We start from the raw sequence: 13,182 nt of genomic DNA on the forward strand, positions 1-13,182 counted from the left end.
ATCCCGGGGGAGGCGCGCGGAACGCGCGCCGGGGGCAGCGCCCCCTTGACCTCACAGACACAAATCGGCTTGCTGGCCGAAAGCGGAAAGACCATCAGATGAAGCACTTCCTCGATATCCACAAGACCGACGCGGCCGATCTGCGCGGCATCATCGACAATGCCCGCGCCATGAAGACCGCGCGCAACGGCCGCCCCAAGGGCACGCCCGATGATGATCAGCCGCTGGCCGGACGCATGGTGGCGTTGATCTTCGAAAAGCCCTCGACCCGCACCCGCGTCAGCTTTGACGTGGGCGTGCGACAACTGGGTGGTCAGACCATGGTTCTGTCGGGCAGCGAAATGCAGCTGGGCCATGGCGAGACGATTGCCGATACGGCGCGCGTCCTGTCCCGCTATGTCGATCTGATCATGATCCGCACCTTCGAGGAACAGACGCTGCTGGACATGGCCGAATATGCCACGGTGCCGGTCATCAACGGGCTGACCAACCGCACCCATCCCTGTCAGATCATGGCTGATGTCATGACCTTCGAGGAACATCGCGGCCCCATCACCGACCGCAAGGTGGTCTGGTCGGGCGATGGCAACAACGTCTTTGCCAGCTTCGCCCATGCAGCCGGTCAATTCGGATTTGACCTGACCTTCACCGGCCCGGAAACGTTGGATCCCGAAAAGGTCTGGCTGGACTATGCCGCCGGCAAGGGCCGCCCCGTGACCATCGAGCGCGACCCGACCAAGGCCGTTGCAGGCGCCGATCTGGTCGTCACCGATACCTGGGTCAGCATGCACGATCCCCAATCCGCGCGGGAACGCCGCCACAACCAGCTGCGCGGCTATCAGGTGAACGAGACGCTGATGGCCCAGGCAAAACCGGACGCGCTGTTCATGCATTGCCTGCCCGCCCATCGTGATGACGAGGCGACCAGTGCCGTCATGGACGGCCCGCATTCGGTGATCTTCGACGAGGCCGAAAACCGCCTGCACGCGCAAAAGGCAATCATGCGTTATTGCCTGGGGGTCTGACCATCATGCCGGGCAGGGGGCGGGACGGTTTCGTCCCCTGGCTGGCATCCTGGAACCTGATTGCCGATGGCGATCCGATCCATACCCGTGGCGCCGATCTGCTGCCGGTCAGACAGGCCGGCCAGCCTGCCATGCTGAAATTGCTGCACGAACCAGAGGAACGCAGGGGCGTGCAACTGCTGGACTGGTGGGGTGGGGATGGTGCTGCGCAGGTGCTGGCGCGGGATTCCAATGGCGCGGCGCTGTTGATGGAACGCGCGACGGGAACCCGTGCGCTGGCCGACATGGCGCGCGGGGCAGAGGATGACGAGGCCAGCCGGATCCTTTGCGCCACGATTGCCCGGTTGCATGCGCCGCGTCCCGGTCGGCCTCCGCCGTTGAAGCCGCTGGCGGAACAGTTTCATGCGCTGGCACCGATGGCGGCGACCCATGGTGGTATCCTGACCCGCTGTGCCGAGATCGCCGTGGAACTGCTTGCCTCGCCGCAGGGCGTGGTGCCGCTGCATGGCGATATCCACCACGACAATGTCCTGGATTTCGGCGCGCGCGGCTGGCTGGCCATCGACCCGCAGGGCCTGCTGGGCGAGCGAGGCTTTGACTATGCCAATATCTTCACCAATCCTGACCTGTCGGACCCTGCGCGCCCTGTCGCCACCCGCCCCGGCATGTTCGAGCGGCGCTTGCAGGTCGTCACGCAGGCCTCGGGTCTGCCACAGCGGCGGCTGCTGCAATGGATTGTGGCCTGGACCGGCCTGTCGGCCAGCTGGTTTCTGGGTGATGCCGATCCGATGGCCAGCATCGACCTGACGATTGCCGAACGCGCCGCGGCCCTTTTGGGCTGAGATCGGCGAATGTCACACAGTCGTCACGCCGCTGTCGTGGGGGTGTCACCGCGCTGACCTAACCCGTGCCGGACCGCGCCATCCGGGCGCGCGACAGTTTACAGGAGCAGCCGATGAACGACGATTCGTCACGCCACCATTTCCCGACCAGCCGGCTTGAAGATGCCGATGGTCCCGGCCTGAACCCGACCGGCAACCGCACCATGGGCGAGATCATCGCCGCCCGGTTCTCGCGTCGCGGCTTTCTGAAAGGCTCGATGGCCGCGACGGCGATCAGCGCCACGGTCAGCCCGCTGGCCCTGCTGGCCGCTGATGATGCCCATGCCGCCGCTGCCGAATCCGCCTTCGATTTCCCCGAGGTGATGGCCGGCGTCGATGCCGATCATCATGTGGCCGAAGGCTATGACGCCGATGTGCTGCTGCGTTGGGGCGACAAGATCTTTGCCGATTCGCCCGATTTCGACCCGACGGCACAGACCGAGGCGACGCAGGAACGGCAATTCGGATATAACAACGATTTCGTGGGCTTCATCCCGCTGGACGGCGCCGATGATCACGGGCTTCTGGTGGTCAACCACGAATATACCGACCCGCATATGATGTTTCCCGGCATCGTCACCATCGCCGATGGCAAGATCACCTTGGCCGATGCGACCGAGGACCGCGTCAATATCGAGATGGCCGCCCATGGTGGCACCGTGATCGAGATCCGCAAGGTCGACGGCAAATGGCAGCCCGTTCTGGACGGCGCGATGAACCGCCGCATCACCGCCAAGACCGAAATGCAGATCAGCGGTCCGGCGGCCGGGAATCCGCGCCTGCAAACCGCAGCCGATAGCACCGGCACCAGGGTGTTCGGCACCATCAACAACTGCGCTGGCGGCGTGACGCCCTGGGGCACCTACATCATGGCCGAGGAAAACATCCACGGCTATTTCATGGGGGAACTGCCCGCAGATCACCCCGAGGCCGCGAATTACAAGCGCCTCGGCCTGCCCGAGGGCACCTATGCCTGGGGCCGCTATCACGACCGTTTCGATGTCAGCAAGGATCCGAACGAGCCGAACCGCTTTGGCTGGGTGGTCGAGGTTGACGTGATGGATCCGAACTCGGTGCCCAAAAAGCGCACCGCGCTTGGCCGCTTCAAGCATGAAGGCGCGGAAAGCGTGCTGAACAGGGATGGCCGGGTGGTGTTTTACCTGGGTGATGACGAGCGCTTTGACTATGTCTACAAATTCGTCACCGCCGGGACCTTCAACCCCGATGATCGTGCCGCAAACATGGATCTGCTGGATCAGGGCACGCTGTATGTCGCGCGTTTCCATGATGATGGCAGGGTGGAATGGCTGCCGCTGGTCCATGGCCAAGGCCCGCTGACCGCCGAAAACGGCTTTGCCTCGCAGGCCGATGTTCTGATCGAGACGCGCCGTGCTGCCGATCTGCTGGAAGCCACCCCGATGGACCGGCCCGAGGATATTCAGCCCGATCCTGCCACCGGCCGCGCCTATGTCATGCTGACCAACAACACCAAGCGCGAAGAGGCCAATGCCGCCAACCCGCGCGTGGAAAACGCCTTTGGCCATATCATCGAAATCGTCGAAGAGGGTGGCGATTTCGCCGCCACCACCGGCACCTGGGAAATCCTGCTGAAATGCGGGGATCCCTCGATTGCCGAGGTCGGCGCGACCTTCTCGACCGAGACGACGGTGAATGGCTGGTTCGGCATGCCCGACAATTGTGCGGTGGATGCCGATGGGCGGCTGTGGGTGTCGACGGACGGAAACTCTCCGTCCAAGACCGGCCGCACGGATGGGCTGTGGGCGGTGGATACGGCGGGCGCCGCGCGCGGCACCTCGCGGCTGTTCTATCGGGTGCCGGTGGGCGCCGAGATGTGCGGGCCATGCGTGACCGAGGATATGACTACCTTTTTCCTGGCGGTGCAGCATCCGGGCGATGGCGGCGAGGATTGGGAAGGGTTCGGTCGCCCCTCCTATTATGAGGATCTGTCGACGCGCTGGCCCGATTTCAACGACGCCATGCCGGTGCGGCCGGCCGTCGTGGCGATCACCCGGCAGGGTGGCGGCAAGATCGGCGTGCCGATCGACGGCGCCTGAAAACCGCAGCCGGCAGAATGACGAACGCCGCGCCTCTGATGGCGCGGCGTTCATGTGTCACCCTCGTTCAGCCGGGGCTGCGGAATGGTGCGATGACCGAGGCAGCGGTCATCTGCAACGGCCCAGAGGCACAGGCATCAACGATCTCGGGCAGGTCTTCAGCGGGCAGGACGATGAAGTCCTGACTCAATATGACCTCGCCGTTATCCTGCGCGATGATCTCGATCCGCCAATCGCCGGGAACGACCTCATAGGGATAGTCGAAGGAATAAACACTTGCCGACGCACCGATGGTTGAAAAGCTGCCGGTCCAGATTTCCTGCAAGCGGTCCTTGCCGGGAAATTCGGGATGACTGACCCGCACCTCGACCTCGAACGACTTTTCCTTGGCGCGGGCAACGATCCCGAACGAAATCCCGATACTGGCCGGCACTGTGGTTTGCGGCCAGCGAATCTGGGGCAGGGCCACGGGGTCCCAGATATAACCCGCGGTCGTGCCGGGGGCTGCGCTCTGCCCTTCCGAGGGCAGCTTGCAGAAAACACCGATCTGAACATCGGTCAAAGCAGGGGCCGCCGAAGCAGCCCCTGCAAGAAAGACAATCAAAGCGGCCAGAAGGCAAGGGTTCATCCGATTGCCGCCGCGCGTACATCGTCGTCGATGGCCGGCAGATATTGGGCGAAGTTGTCGCTGAACATCTGCACCAGCTTGGCGGCTTGCTGATCATAGGCGGCGGCGTCGGCCCAGGTCTGGCGCGGATCCAGCAGCACATCGGACACGCCCGGCACGGAAACCGGAACCTCGAAACCGAAATTCGGATCGCGGCGGAACTGCACGTCGTTCAGGCTGCCATCCAGCGCCGCAGCCAGCAGGGCGCGGGTGGCGGCGATGGGCATGCGCTTGCCGGTGCCATAGGCGCCGCCGGTCCAGCCGGTATTCACCAGCCAGCAGGTCGCGCCGGTCTGGGCGATCTTTTCCTGCAACAGCTTGCCATAGACTTCGGGGCGGCGGGCCATGAAGGGGGCGCCAAAGCAGGTCGAGAAGGTCGGGATCGGCTCGGTCACGCCGATCTCGGTCCCCGGCGTTTTCGAGGTGAAGCCCGACAGGAAGTGATACATTGCCTGCGCCGGGGTCAGCCGCGCGATGGGCGGCAGCACGCCATAGGCATCGCAGGTCAGCATGATCACGTTCTTCGGATGCCCACCAAGGCTGGTTTTCGACGCGTTCGAAATCGCGTCCAGCGGATAGGCGCAGCGCATGTTGTCGGTGATCGAGTTATCCTCGAAATCCAGCTCCAGCGTGTCGGGATCGTGGACCATGTTTTCAATTACGGTCGCGAAACGGCTGGTGGTGGCATAGATCTCAGGCTCGGCTTTGGGCGACAGGCTGATGGTCTTGGCATAGCAGCCGCCTTCGAAGTTGAAGATGCCGCGCTCGGACCAGCCGTGTTCGTCATCGCCGATCAGGATACGCGAGGGGTCGGCCGACAGCGTGGTCTTGCCGGTGCCCGAAAGGCCGAAGAAGATCGCCACGTCGTCGGAATCCTCGGGCGCGTGGTTGGCGCTGCAATGCATCGGCATCACGCCCTTGGCCGGAAGCAGATAGTTCAGCAGCGTAAAGACCGATTTCTTGTTCTCGCCGGCATAGGCGGTATTGGCGATCAGGATCAGTTTCTTTTCAAAGTTCAGCGCGATGACCGTCTCGGTGCGGGTGCCATAGCGGGCCGGATCGGCCTTGAAGCTGGGGCAGTTGATGATCGTGAACTCTGGCACGAAGGTCGCCAGTTCGGCCGCCTCGGGGCGGCGCAGCAGGTGGCGGATGAACAGGTTGTGCCAGGCCAGTTCGGTGACCAGGCGCACATCAAGGCGCAGTTCTGGATCGGCGCCGCCGAACAGGTCCTGCACGAAATAGTCGCGCCCCTTCATATGGGCCAGCATGTCCTGATGCAGCAGATCGAACGCCTCGGGCGTCATCGGCTTGTTGTTTTCCCACCAGATCTCGTTTTCGACGCCGGGCGTGCGCACGACGAACTTGTCCTTGGGCGAGCGGCCCGTATGCACGCCGGTCGAGCACAGGAACGTGCCGCCCAGGCCCAGCTGGCCTTCGCCGCGTGCGATCGCCTCGTTCATCAGGGCGGGTTCCAGCAGGTTATAATAGACCCGGCCGAGTCCCTCGATCCCCTGATCCTCCAGTCGGCAATTCGGGTTCACGCGCGTGGTCATTGGTGCTTGGCTCCGTGCAGATATGATTAGGCGGTTCTTAGACACCGCTGGGGCCGCTATAACACGGAGTATATGTGAGAAAAGTCGTGGCGGGCGGTCGGTTAGCGCAAACACCTTATGTTATCGCCATCATTTCATATTTCGGTCACGACGGGCGGGCGGAGCGGGTCGGGCTGATGGGCCATGGGGGACAAAATGGCGGATGATTCGCAGAATCGGCAGCGGGGCAGCTGTGTCGCATTGGGCGGCGGGGCGGTGCTGATCACGGGGCCGTCGGGGGCGGGCAAATCGTCACTGGCGCTTGATCTGATGGCGCTTGGGGGTGGGTTGGTCAGTGATGACTGGACGCTGATCCGGCCGGATGGTGGCAAGCTGCTGGCCGAGGCACCAGCCAGCATTCGTGGGCGCATCGAGGCACGCGGCATCGGCATTCTGGCTGCCGACGCAGTGGGGCCGGTTCCCCTGATCCTGGTGGTCGAGTTGGGCGATGCGCAGGATCAGCGGCTGCCACCCGTGCGGCAGATTGAAATCGCAGGGGTTTTACTGCCTCTTGTCAAAGCGGTATACCGACCTCATCTTGGTGCTGCACTGCGGCAACTGCTGATCGGCGGGCGGATTGCGTGACAGCTGCCCTGGCCACGCCACCTGTCGCCGTTGAAGGAATGAGATGACCCAGACAACCACGACTGTACCGGTTGCCACAGCCGCCCCCGCCGAAGACGGCGCGCAGCGGCTTGTGCTGGTGACCGGGCCATCGGGGGCAGGGCGTTCCACCGCCATCAACGTGCTGGAGGATCTTGGTTTCGAGGCCATCGACAACCTGCCGCTGTCGCTGATCCCGCGTCTGCTGGACGGCCCGCCGCGGCCGGTGCCGCTGGCGCTTGGGCTGGACGTGCGCAACCGCGATTTCTCGGCCAGCAATGTCATCGAACTGATAGATTCGCTGACCCGCAACCCGGCCTATGCCCCCGAGGTGCTGTATCTGGACTGTGCGCCGGGAACGCTGGTGCGCCGTTTCAACGAAACCCGCCGCCGCCATCCGCTGTCGGTCGATGGTGCGCCGCTGGACGGTGTCACGGCCGAGATGGACCTGCTGGCACCGATCCGCGTGCGTGCCGATGTGCTGCTGGATACCAGCGACCTGTCGCCCCATGACCTGAAAGAGGAACTGACCCGCTGGTTCGGCTCGGACGAGACCAGCCGGCTGACCGTCTCGGTCCAGTCCTTTTCCTACAAGCGCGGGGTGCCGCGCGGGGTCGATGTGATCTTTGACTGCCGCTTTCTGGCGAACCCGCATTGGCAGGCCGATCTGCGGCTGCTGGACGGGTGCGATTCGGCGGTGCAGGGCTTTGTAATGGCCGACCCCCGCTATGCCGAGTTCTTCGAGCGGGTTCGCGCTTTGATTGAATTTGTTCTTCCGGCACACCTGCAAGAGGGAAAGACCCACCTTGCGATCGGCTTTGGGTGTACCGGAGGGCAACACCGTTCCGTCACTTTGGCTGAAAAGATGGCAGATGCGCTTGCAGATGCCGGGTGGCGGGTGTCAAAAAGGCATAGGGAACTTGAACGCCGAGGTTCGGCGCCGGCACCTGCAAGCGAATCGGTCTCGGCCGGGCAGGGTTCGGCGTGACTCGGTTCGATTGCTTTGGTGGATCGGATTGATTGGAATAGTCATCGTGGCACATGGTGGACTGGCGCGGGAATATCTCTCGGCGGTTGAGCATGTCGTCGGGCCGCAGACGGGTATCAGGGCGGTGACCTTCGAGGCGGATCATGACCGCGCCGCGAAAACGGCCGAGATCATGGAAGCCGCGAATGCCGTCGACATGGGCGACGGTGTCGTCGTGGTCGTGGATCTGATCGGCAGTTCGCCGGCCAATCTGGCGCTGCCTGCCTGCGCCTTGCGCAACCGGACCATCATCTATGGCGCCAATATGCCGATGCTGCTGGCGCTGGCCAAATCGCGGCGCCAACCCATTGCCAAGGCCGTCGCCAAGGCCGAAGAGGCCGGACGCAAATACATCAATTCCTATACGGTTCCCGCCGCCTCATGACTGCCCCGATCACCCGCGACCTGACCATCATCAACGTCAAGGGCCTGCATGCGCGGGCCAGCGCGAAATTCGTCGATTGCGTCGAGCGCCATGATGCGCAGGCACAGGTGACGCTGGACGGCATGACCGTTTCGGGCGATTCGATCATGGGGCTGCTGATGCTGACGGCCGAGCGCGGCCGCACGCTCAGCGTCACGACCTCGGGGGCAGAGGCCGCCGAACTGGCCGATGCCTTGCAGGCGCTGGTCGCCGATTATTTCGGCGAAGGCATGTAGGGCCGCGCCGCCGTGGCCGACCGCAAATCCTATCATCACGGCAATCTGCGTCAGGCGCTGGTCGATGCGACCGCCGCGCTGGTCGAGGAATCCGGCCCGCAATCCTTTACCCTGGCCGAGGCAGCCCGCCGCGCCGGCGTGTCGCCCGCCGCCCCCTATCGCCATTTCAAGGGGCGCGACGATCTGCTGGAAGAGGTCGCCCGTCAGGGGTTCATCGAATTTTCCGAATTGCTGGAGACCAGTTTCGACGAGGGGCGTCCCGATCCCATGGCGGCCTTCTTGCGCTTGGGGCAGGCCTATCTGGATTTCGCCCGCAATCGACCGGGTTTCTACATGGCAATGTTCGAGTCAGGCGTTTCGATTGCAGGCAACGCAGATCTGTCGCGTGCGGCCGATCGGGCCTTGGGCGTTCTGGTCAGCAGCGCCGGGGCGCTGTTTCAGGACATGCCCCCCGACAGCCGCCCGCCCGCCCGCATGGTCGCCAACCATATCTGGGCCCTAAGTCATGGCGTGGTCGAGTTGTTTTCACGCGGCAAGCCGGGTGGTCGTACCCCTATATCCCCCGCTGACATGCTGGAAAGCGGCGTCCGCATCTATCTGCGCGGGTTGGGCGTCTTTCCCCGCTGATCGGGCCGGGGGGCAGAACCGGCGAATGTTTCAAAAAATTTCGATGCCGGTCTTGATCGGGGGCTTTCGGTCTCCATTTATGTAAATGTGATTAACATTAACATGAAAGGATCACCGAAATGCACAGCGCGTCGCAGAATTGGTCGGACGGTATCCAGCTGCCGCAGCATCGCGGAAATGGGCCGTTGGGCCGGGCCAGGGATTGGCTGGACGAACGCGGCAGACCCGCATGGATCGTCGCCATGATCCTTGGCTTTGTCATCTTCTGGCCGGTCGGACTGGCCATCCTTGGTTACATTATCTGGAGCAAACGTATGTTTGGATGCAGCAATCGCTCGCAACGCTCTCGCTATTTCGCCGCCCCGACGGGCAACATGGCCTTTGACGCCTATCGTGACGAAACCCTGAAGCGGCTGGAGGACGAGCATCGGGAATTCCTGAACTTCCTGCAAAAGCTGCGTGAAGCCAAGGACAAGGCCGAGTTCGATCAATTCATGGATCAGCGCGGCAGCAAGACTGATGACTGAACCGGGCACCGGGGGACATTCTGTCCCCCGGACCCCCTTGAGGATATTTATGCACGGCTGATGGGCCCGTCACTCGCCGCGCGGGAAACGTTTGCTTTCTTCCAGGACATTCAGGTCCATGTGATTGCGCATATAGCGTTCCGAGGCCTGCATCAGCGGCTGGTGGTCCCAGGGGAAATAGGCGCCGTTCCGCAAGGCCTCATAGACGATCCAGCGCCGGGCCTGGGATTGCCGCACCTCGGCGTCATAGGCGGGCAGGTTCCATCGGGCCGCCGCCATTTGCCGGAAATGCGCCAGCGTTTCGGCATGGGCCGGGTCGTCGGCAAGGTTCGCGCGCTCGTCCGGATCGGCGGCGAGGTCGAACAACTGATCCGGGTCGGCCATGCTGGCAGTGTATTTCCAACGCCCCTCGCGCAGGCAGATCAGCGGGGTGATGCTGCCCTCGGCGGCATATTCCAGTGCCACCGGCCCGCGATCGGCACCGCCATCGGCCAATGATTCGCCGTCGGTCCAGGGGGCGATTTCGTCCATGGACAGTCCGGCCAGATCGCAGATCGTGGGCAGCACGTCGATGGTGCTGACCGGGCGGTCTACGCGACCCGCCGTCATGCCGGGGGCAGAAATCATCAGCGGCACGCGGGCCGAGCCTTCGAAAAAGCTCATCTTGAACCACATGCCCCTTTCGCCAAGCATTTCGCCGTGATCGGACAGCACGATGATGATCGCGTCCTGACGGGTCCGGTCCAGGACATCGAGGATCTCGCCGAATTTATCGTCGATATAGCTGATATTGGCGAAATAGCCCTGACGGGCGCGGCGGATATGATCGGGTGTGATGTCAAAGGCCCGCCAGTCGCAGGCATCCATCAGCCGCTGTGAATGGGGGTCCTGCTGGTCATAGGGGATCGCAGCCGGCGGTTCCAGTTCGGGGGCGCCCTCGTAGAGATCCCAGTATTTGCGCCGGGCAACGAAGGGGTCGTGTGGGTGGGTGAAACTGGCGGTCAGGCACCAGGGCCGCTGATCGCCGCCGCGCGACAGGTCATAGAGCTTGCGGCAGGCGTTATAGGCGACCTCGTCGTCATATTCATACTGGTTGGTGATCTCGGCCACGCCAGCGCCGGTGACAGAACCCAGATTGTGATACCACCAGTCGATCCGCTGGCCGGGCTTGCGATAATCCGGCGTCCAGCCGAAATCGGCCGGGTAGATGTCGGTCGTCAGCCGTTCCTCGAAGCCGTGCATCTGGTCGGGGCCGACGAAATGCATCTTGCCGCTGAGGCAGGTCTGATAGCCCGCACGACGCAGGTGGTGGGCATAGGTCGGGATATCCGAGGCGAACTCGGCCGCATTGTCATAGACCCGCGTCCGGCGCGGCAATTGCCCCGACATGAAGCTGGCCCGGCCCGGCGCGCAAAGCGGGCTGCCCGTATAGCAATTGGCGAAACGGGTCGACCGTTCGGCCAGCCGCTTCAGGTTCGGGGCATGCAGAAAATCGGCGGGGCCGTCAGGGAACAAGACCCCGGACAGTTGATCCGCCATCAGGATCAGGATGTTTGGTTTCATTCCGCGATGGCCGCCTTGAGCGCATCAAGGCCCGGCTGTCCGTCCAGCGTGGTCACTCCGTCGAGCCAGGGGGTCATTACGTCGGGATTGGCGGCCAGCCAGTCGCGGGCGGCATCCTCGCCCGACTCGCCATCATCGAGGATCTTGCCCATCAGCTGATTTTCCATGTCGATGGTAAAGACCATCTGGGCCAGCAGCTTTGCGGCGTTGGGGCAGGCCGCGGCCCAATCCTTGCGTGCCAGCGTGTGAACCGTGGCGCCGCCGAAATCGGGGCCGAACTGTTCGTCGCCACCGGAAAGATAGGTGATGGTGAAATTCACATTCATCGGATGCGGCGCCCAGGCAAGAAAGACCGTCGGCGTGCCGGCCGCGTCATTGCGCGCCAGTTGCGCCAGCATTGCCTGCTCACCCGATTCGATCAGTTCCCAATCGCCCAGCCCAAAGGCATCGTCGTCGATCATCGCCTGGATCGACTGATTGGCTGGCGCGCCCGGCTCGATCCCATAGATCTTGCCGTCGAAGGCATCCTTATGTGCGTCGAGATCGGCGAAATCCGTTACCCCCAGATCAGCGCCGGGTGTCGTCACGGCCAGCGTGAACTTGGCCCCTTCCAGGTTGCGCGCAAGGTCCTGCACCACACCTGATGCGTCCAGATCCTCGCGGAACTTCTGTTGCGCCGGCAGCCAGTTGCCCAGGAAGGCATCGGTATCGCCATTCTTCAGCGCCTCATAGCCCACCGGGACCGACAGGGTGTTGATCCGGGTTTCATAGCCCAGCCCATCCAGAACCACGTTGGCCACGCCATTGGTGGCGGTAATGTCGGTCCAGCCCGGATCCGACAGGCGGACGGTCTGGCAAGCCGGATCATCGGCCAGCGCGGGGGCGGCAAGCAATGCCAGTGCGGTGGTCAGCAGTAACGGTTTCATCATGACCCTCCCTATGGTGAATTTCCCATCAGAATGTGACGATGGCCCGCCTGCTGTTGCCCGAATGCGCCGCTTAGCGTGTCGGAACCGGCACTTCGCCGCGATAGTCGTAGAAGCCGCGCCCGGTCTTGCGACCCAGCCAGCCGGCCTCGACATATTTGGTCAGCAGCGGGCAGGGGCGGTATTTCGTATCTGCCAGCCCTTCATGCAGCACGTTCATGATCGCAAGGCAGGTGTCCAGGCCAATGAAATCGGCAAGCTCCAGCGGGCCCATCGGATGATTGGTGCCCAGCTTCATGGCGCTGTCGATCGAGCTGACATTGCCGACGCCTTCATACAGCGTATAGACGGCCTCATTGATCATCGGCATCAGGATGCGGTTGACGATGAAGGCCGGGAAATCCTCGGCGCTTGCGGCGGTCTTGCCGATTTTCTCGACCACTTCCAGCAGCGCGTGATAGGTCGGCTCGTCCGTGGCGATGCCGCGGATCAGCTCGACCAGCTGCATGACGGGGACCGGGTTCATGAAGTGGAAGCCCATGAACTTTTCCGGCCGGTCGGTGCGGCTGGCCAGTCGCGTGATCGAGATGGACGAGGTGTTCGAGGTCAGGATCGTGTCATGTTTCAGATGCGGCAGCAGATCCTCGAAAATGGCCTGCTTGACGGTCTCGCGTTCGGTGGCGGCCTCGATCACCAGGTCGGTCTTGCCGAGATCCGCCAGTTTCAGCGTGGTCTTGATCCGGCCCATGGCGGTGGCCTTGGCCTCGGCGGTGATCTTGTCGCGGCTGACCTGACGTTCCAGGTTTTTGTCGATCAGGCTGACGGCCTTGTCCAACGCCTCTTGGCTGATATCGGTCATCAGCACGTCATAGCCGGCCAGCGCAAAGACATGCGCGATCCCGTTGCCCATCTGACCCGCGCCGATCACGCCCACCGATTGAATCGCCATCTGATCCATCCCCTGTTGATTGGGGGCGACGATAGGGTGCGGCAGGGATGGGATCAATGC

14 protein-coding genes are annotated in these 13,182 nt (G+C 63.1%); 9 read left to right on the forward strand and 5 right to left on the reverse strand.

Annotated elements, in window-relative coordinates; translation table 11 throughout:
- Positions 1-98 precede the first annotated feature (98 nt).
- From argF to FNJ84_RS08265, 3 genes are all read left to right on the forward strand, one after another.
- On the forward strand, positions 99-1,025 hold the full coding sequence (argF, locus tag FNJ84_RS08255; RefSeq protein WP_143792574.1) for an ornithine carbamoyltransferase: 927 nt from the start codon (positions 99-101) through the stop codon (positions 1,023-1,025).
- 5 nt (positions 1,026-1,030) lie between these two features.
- Entirely contained in the window at positions 1,031-1,867 is an 837-nt protein-coding gene (locus FNJ84_RS08260; RefSeq protein WP_143792575.1) for an aminoglycoside phosphotransferase family protein, read from the forward strand.
- 113 nt (positions 1,868-1,980) lie between these two features.
- Positions 1,981-3,981, forward strand: coding sequence for a PhoX family phosphatase (locus FNJ84_RS08265; protein WP_143792576.1), 2,001 nt, complete (start codon positions 1,981-1,983; stop codon positions 3,979-3,981).
- A gap of 67 nt (positions 3,982-4,048) precedes the next feature.
- On the opposite strand, the gene FNJ84_RS08270 is transcribed toward FNJ84_RS08265, so the two are convergent.
- Both FNJ84_RS08270 and FNJ84_RS08275 read right to left on the reverse strand, forming a co-directional pair.
- Positions 4,049-4,543 (reverse strand): DUF3859 domain-containing protein, encoded by a 495-nt coding sequence (locus FNJ84_RS08270; protein ID WP_185968457.1) that lies wholly within the window; start codon positions 4,541-4,543, stop codon positions 4,049-4,051.
- A 62-nt stretch (positions 4,544-4,605) separates the two neighbouring features.
- A complete protein-coding gene (locus tag FNJ84_RS08275; protein ID WP_143792578.1) occupies positions 4,606-6,201 on the reverse strand; it encodes a phosphoenolpyruvate carboxykinase in 1,596 nt (531 codons plus the stop codon).
- A gap of 195 nt (positions 6,202-6,396) precedes the next feature.
- Here FNJ84_RS08275 and FNJ84_RS08280 point away from each other — a divergent pair, with 195 nt between their 5' ends.
- From FNJ84_RS08280 to FNJ84_RS08305, 6 genes are all read left to right on the forward strand, one after another.
- Positions 6,397-6,825 (forward strand): HPr kinase/phosphorylase, encoded by a 429-nt coding sequence (locus tag FNJ84_RS08280; protein ID WP_143792579.1) that lies wholly within the window; start codon positions 6,397-6,399, stop codon positions 6,823-6,825.
- Between the two features lie 43 nt (positions 6,826-6,868).
- Positions 6,869-7,831, forward strand: coding sequence for an RNase adapter RapZ (gene rapZ, locus FNJ84_RS08285; RefSeq protein ID WP_143792580.1), 963 nt, complete (start codon positions 6,869-6,871; stop codon positions 7,829-7,831).
- Between the two features lie 28 nt (positions 7,832-7,859).
- On the forward strand, positions 7,860-8,255 hold the full coding sequence (locus FNJ84_RS08290) for a PTS sugar transporter subunit IIA (protein ID WP_143792581.1): 396 nt from the start codon (positions 7,860-7,862) through the stop codon (positions 8,253-8,255).
- Positions 8,252-8,530, forward strand: a complete 279-nt coding sequence (locus tag FNJ84_RS08295) for an HPr family phosphocarrier protein (protein ID WP_143792582.1) — start codon at positions 8,252-8,254, stop codon at positions 8,528-8,530. Before FNJ84_RS08290 ends, FNJ84_RS08295 begins: the two co-directional genes overlap by 4 nt.
- 12 nt (positions 8,531-8,542) lie before the next feature.
- On the forward strand, positions 8,543-9,157 hold the full coding sequence (locus FNJ84_RS08300; RefSeq protein ID WP_143792583.1) for a TetR/AcrR family transcriptional regulator: 615 nt from the start codon (positions 8,543-8,545) through the stop codon (positions 9,155-9,157).
- Positions 9,158-9,276: 119 nt separating this feature from the next.
- Complete coding sequence (locus tag FNJ84_RS08305) at positions 9,277-9,684, forward strand: DUF2852 domain-containing protein (RefSeq protein WP_143792584.1); 408 nt, start codon at positions 9,277-9,279, stop codon at positions 9,682-9,684.
- A gap of 69 nt (positions 9,685-9,753) precedes the next feature.
- Here the strand turns inward: FNJ84_RS08305 and betC are convergent, their stop codons facing one another.
- The 3 genes from betC to FNJ84_RS08320 form a co-directional block, all read right to left on the reverse strand.
- Positions 9,754-11,247: a choline-sulfatase gene (gene betC / locus FNJ84_RS08310; protein ID WP_143792585.1), complete on the reverse strand. Its 1,494-nt coding sequence runs from the start codon at positions 11,245-11,247 to the stop codon at positions 9,754-9,756.
- Positions 11,244-12,173 carry a choline ABC transporter substrate-binding protein gene (gene choX / locus FNJ84_RS08315; RefSeq protein ID WP_221931946.1) on the reverse strand — a complete coding sequence of 310 codons (930 nt, stop codon included), beginning with the start codon at positions 12,171-12,173 and terminating at the stop codon, positions 11,244-11,246. The genes betC and choX overlap by 4 nt, the downstream gene beginning before the upstream one ends.
- Before the next feature lie 73 nt (positions 12,174-12,246).
- Complete coding sequence (locus FNJ84_RS08320) at positions 12,247-13,122, reverse strand: 3-hydroxybutyryl-CoA dehydrogenase (protein ID WP_143792587.1); 876 nt, start codon at positions 13,120-13,122, stop codon at positions 12,247-12,249.
- Between the last annotated feature and the right edge of the window lie 60 nt (positions 13,123-13,182).

This window comes from Paracoccus sp. M683, assembly GCF_007096355.1.
Taxonomy (GTDB): Bacteria; Pseudomonadota; Alphaproteobacteria; order Rhodobacterales; family Rhodobacteraceae; genus Paracoccus.

Excerpts from the sequence above, each read along its gene's own strand:
- betC (WP_143792585.1), bottom strand. The coding sequence starts at position 11,247 with ATGAAACCAAACATCCTGATCCTGATGGCGGATCAACTGTCCGGGGTC.
- FNJ84_RS08305 (WP_143792584.1), top strand. The coding sequence starts at position 9,277 with ATGCACAGCGCGTCGCAGAATTGGTCGGACGGTATCCAGCTGCCGCAG.
- FNJ84_RS08280 (WP_143792579.1), top strand. The coding sequence starts at position 6,397 with ATGGCGGATGATTCGCAGAATCGGCAGCGGGGCAGCTGTGTCGCATTG.
- FNJ84_RS08260 (WP_143792575.1), top strand. The coding sequence starts at position 1,031 with ATGCCGGGCAGGGGGCGGGACGGTTTCGTCCCCTGGCTGGCATCCTGG.
- FNJ84_RS08320 (WP_143792587.1), bottom strand. The coding sequence starts at position 13,122 with ATGGCGATTCAATCGGTGGGCGTGATCGGCGCGGGTCAGATGGGCAAC.
- FNJ84_RS08265 (WP_143792576.1), top strand. The coding sequence starts at position 1,981 with ATGAACGACGATTCGTCACGCCACCATTTCCCGACCAGCCGGCTTGAA.
- argF (WP_143792574.1), top strand. The coding sequence starts at position 99 with ATGAAGCACTTCCTCGATATCCACAAGACCGACGCGGCCGATCTGCGC.
- rapZ (WP_143792580.1), top strand. The coding sequence starts at position 6,869 with ATGACCCAGACAACCACGACTGTACCGGTTGCCACAGCCGCCCCCGCC.
- choX (WP_221931946.1), bottom strand. The coding sequence starts at position 12,173 with ATGAAACCGTTACTGCTGACCACCGCACTGGCATTGCTTGCCGCCCCC.
- FNJ84_RS08275 (WP_143792578.1), bottom strand. The coding sequence starts at position 6,201 with ATGACCACGCGCGTGAACCCGAATTGCCGACTGGAGGATCAGGGGATC.
- FNJ84_RS08295 (WP_143792582.1), top strand. The coding sequence starts at position 8,252 with ATGACTGCCCCGATCACCCGCGACCTGACCATCATCAACGTCAAGGGC.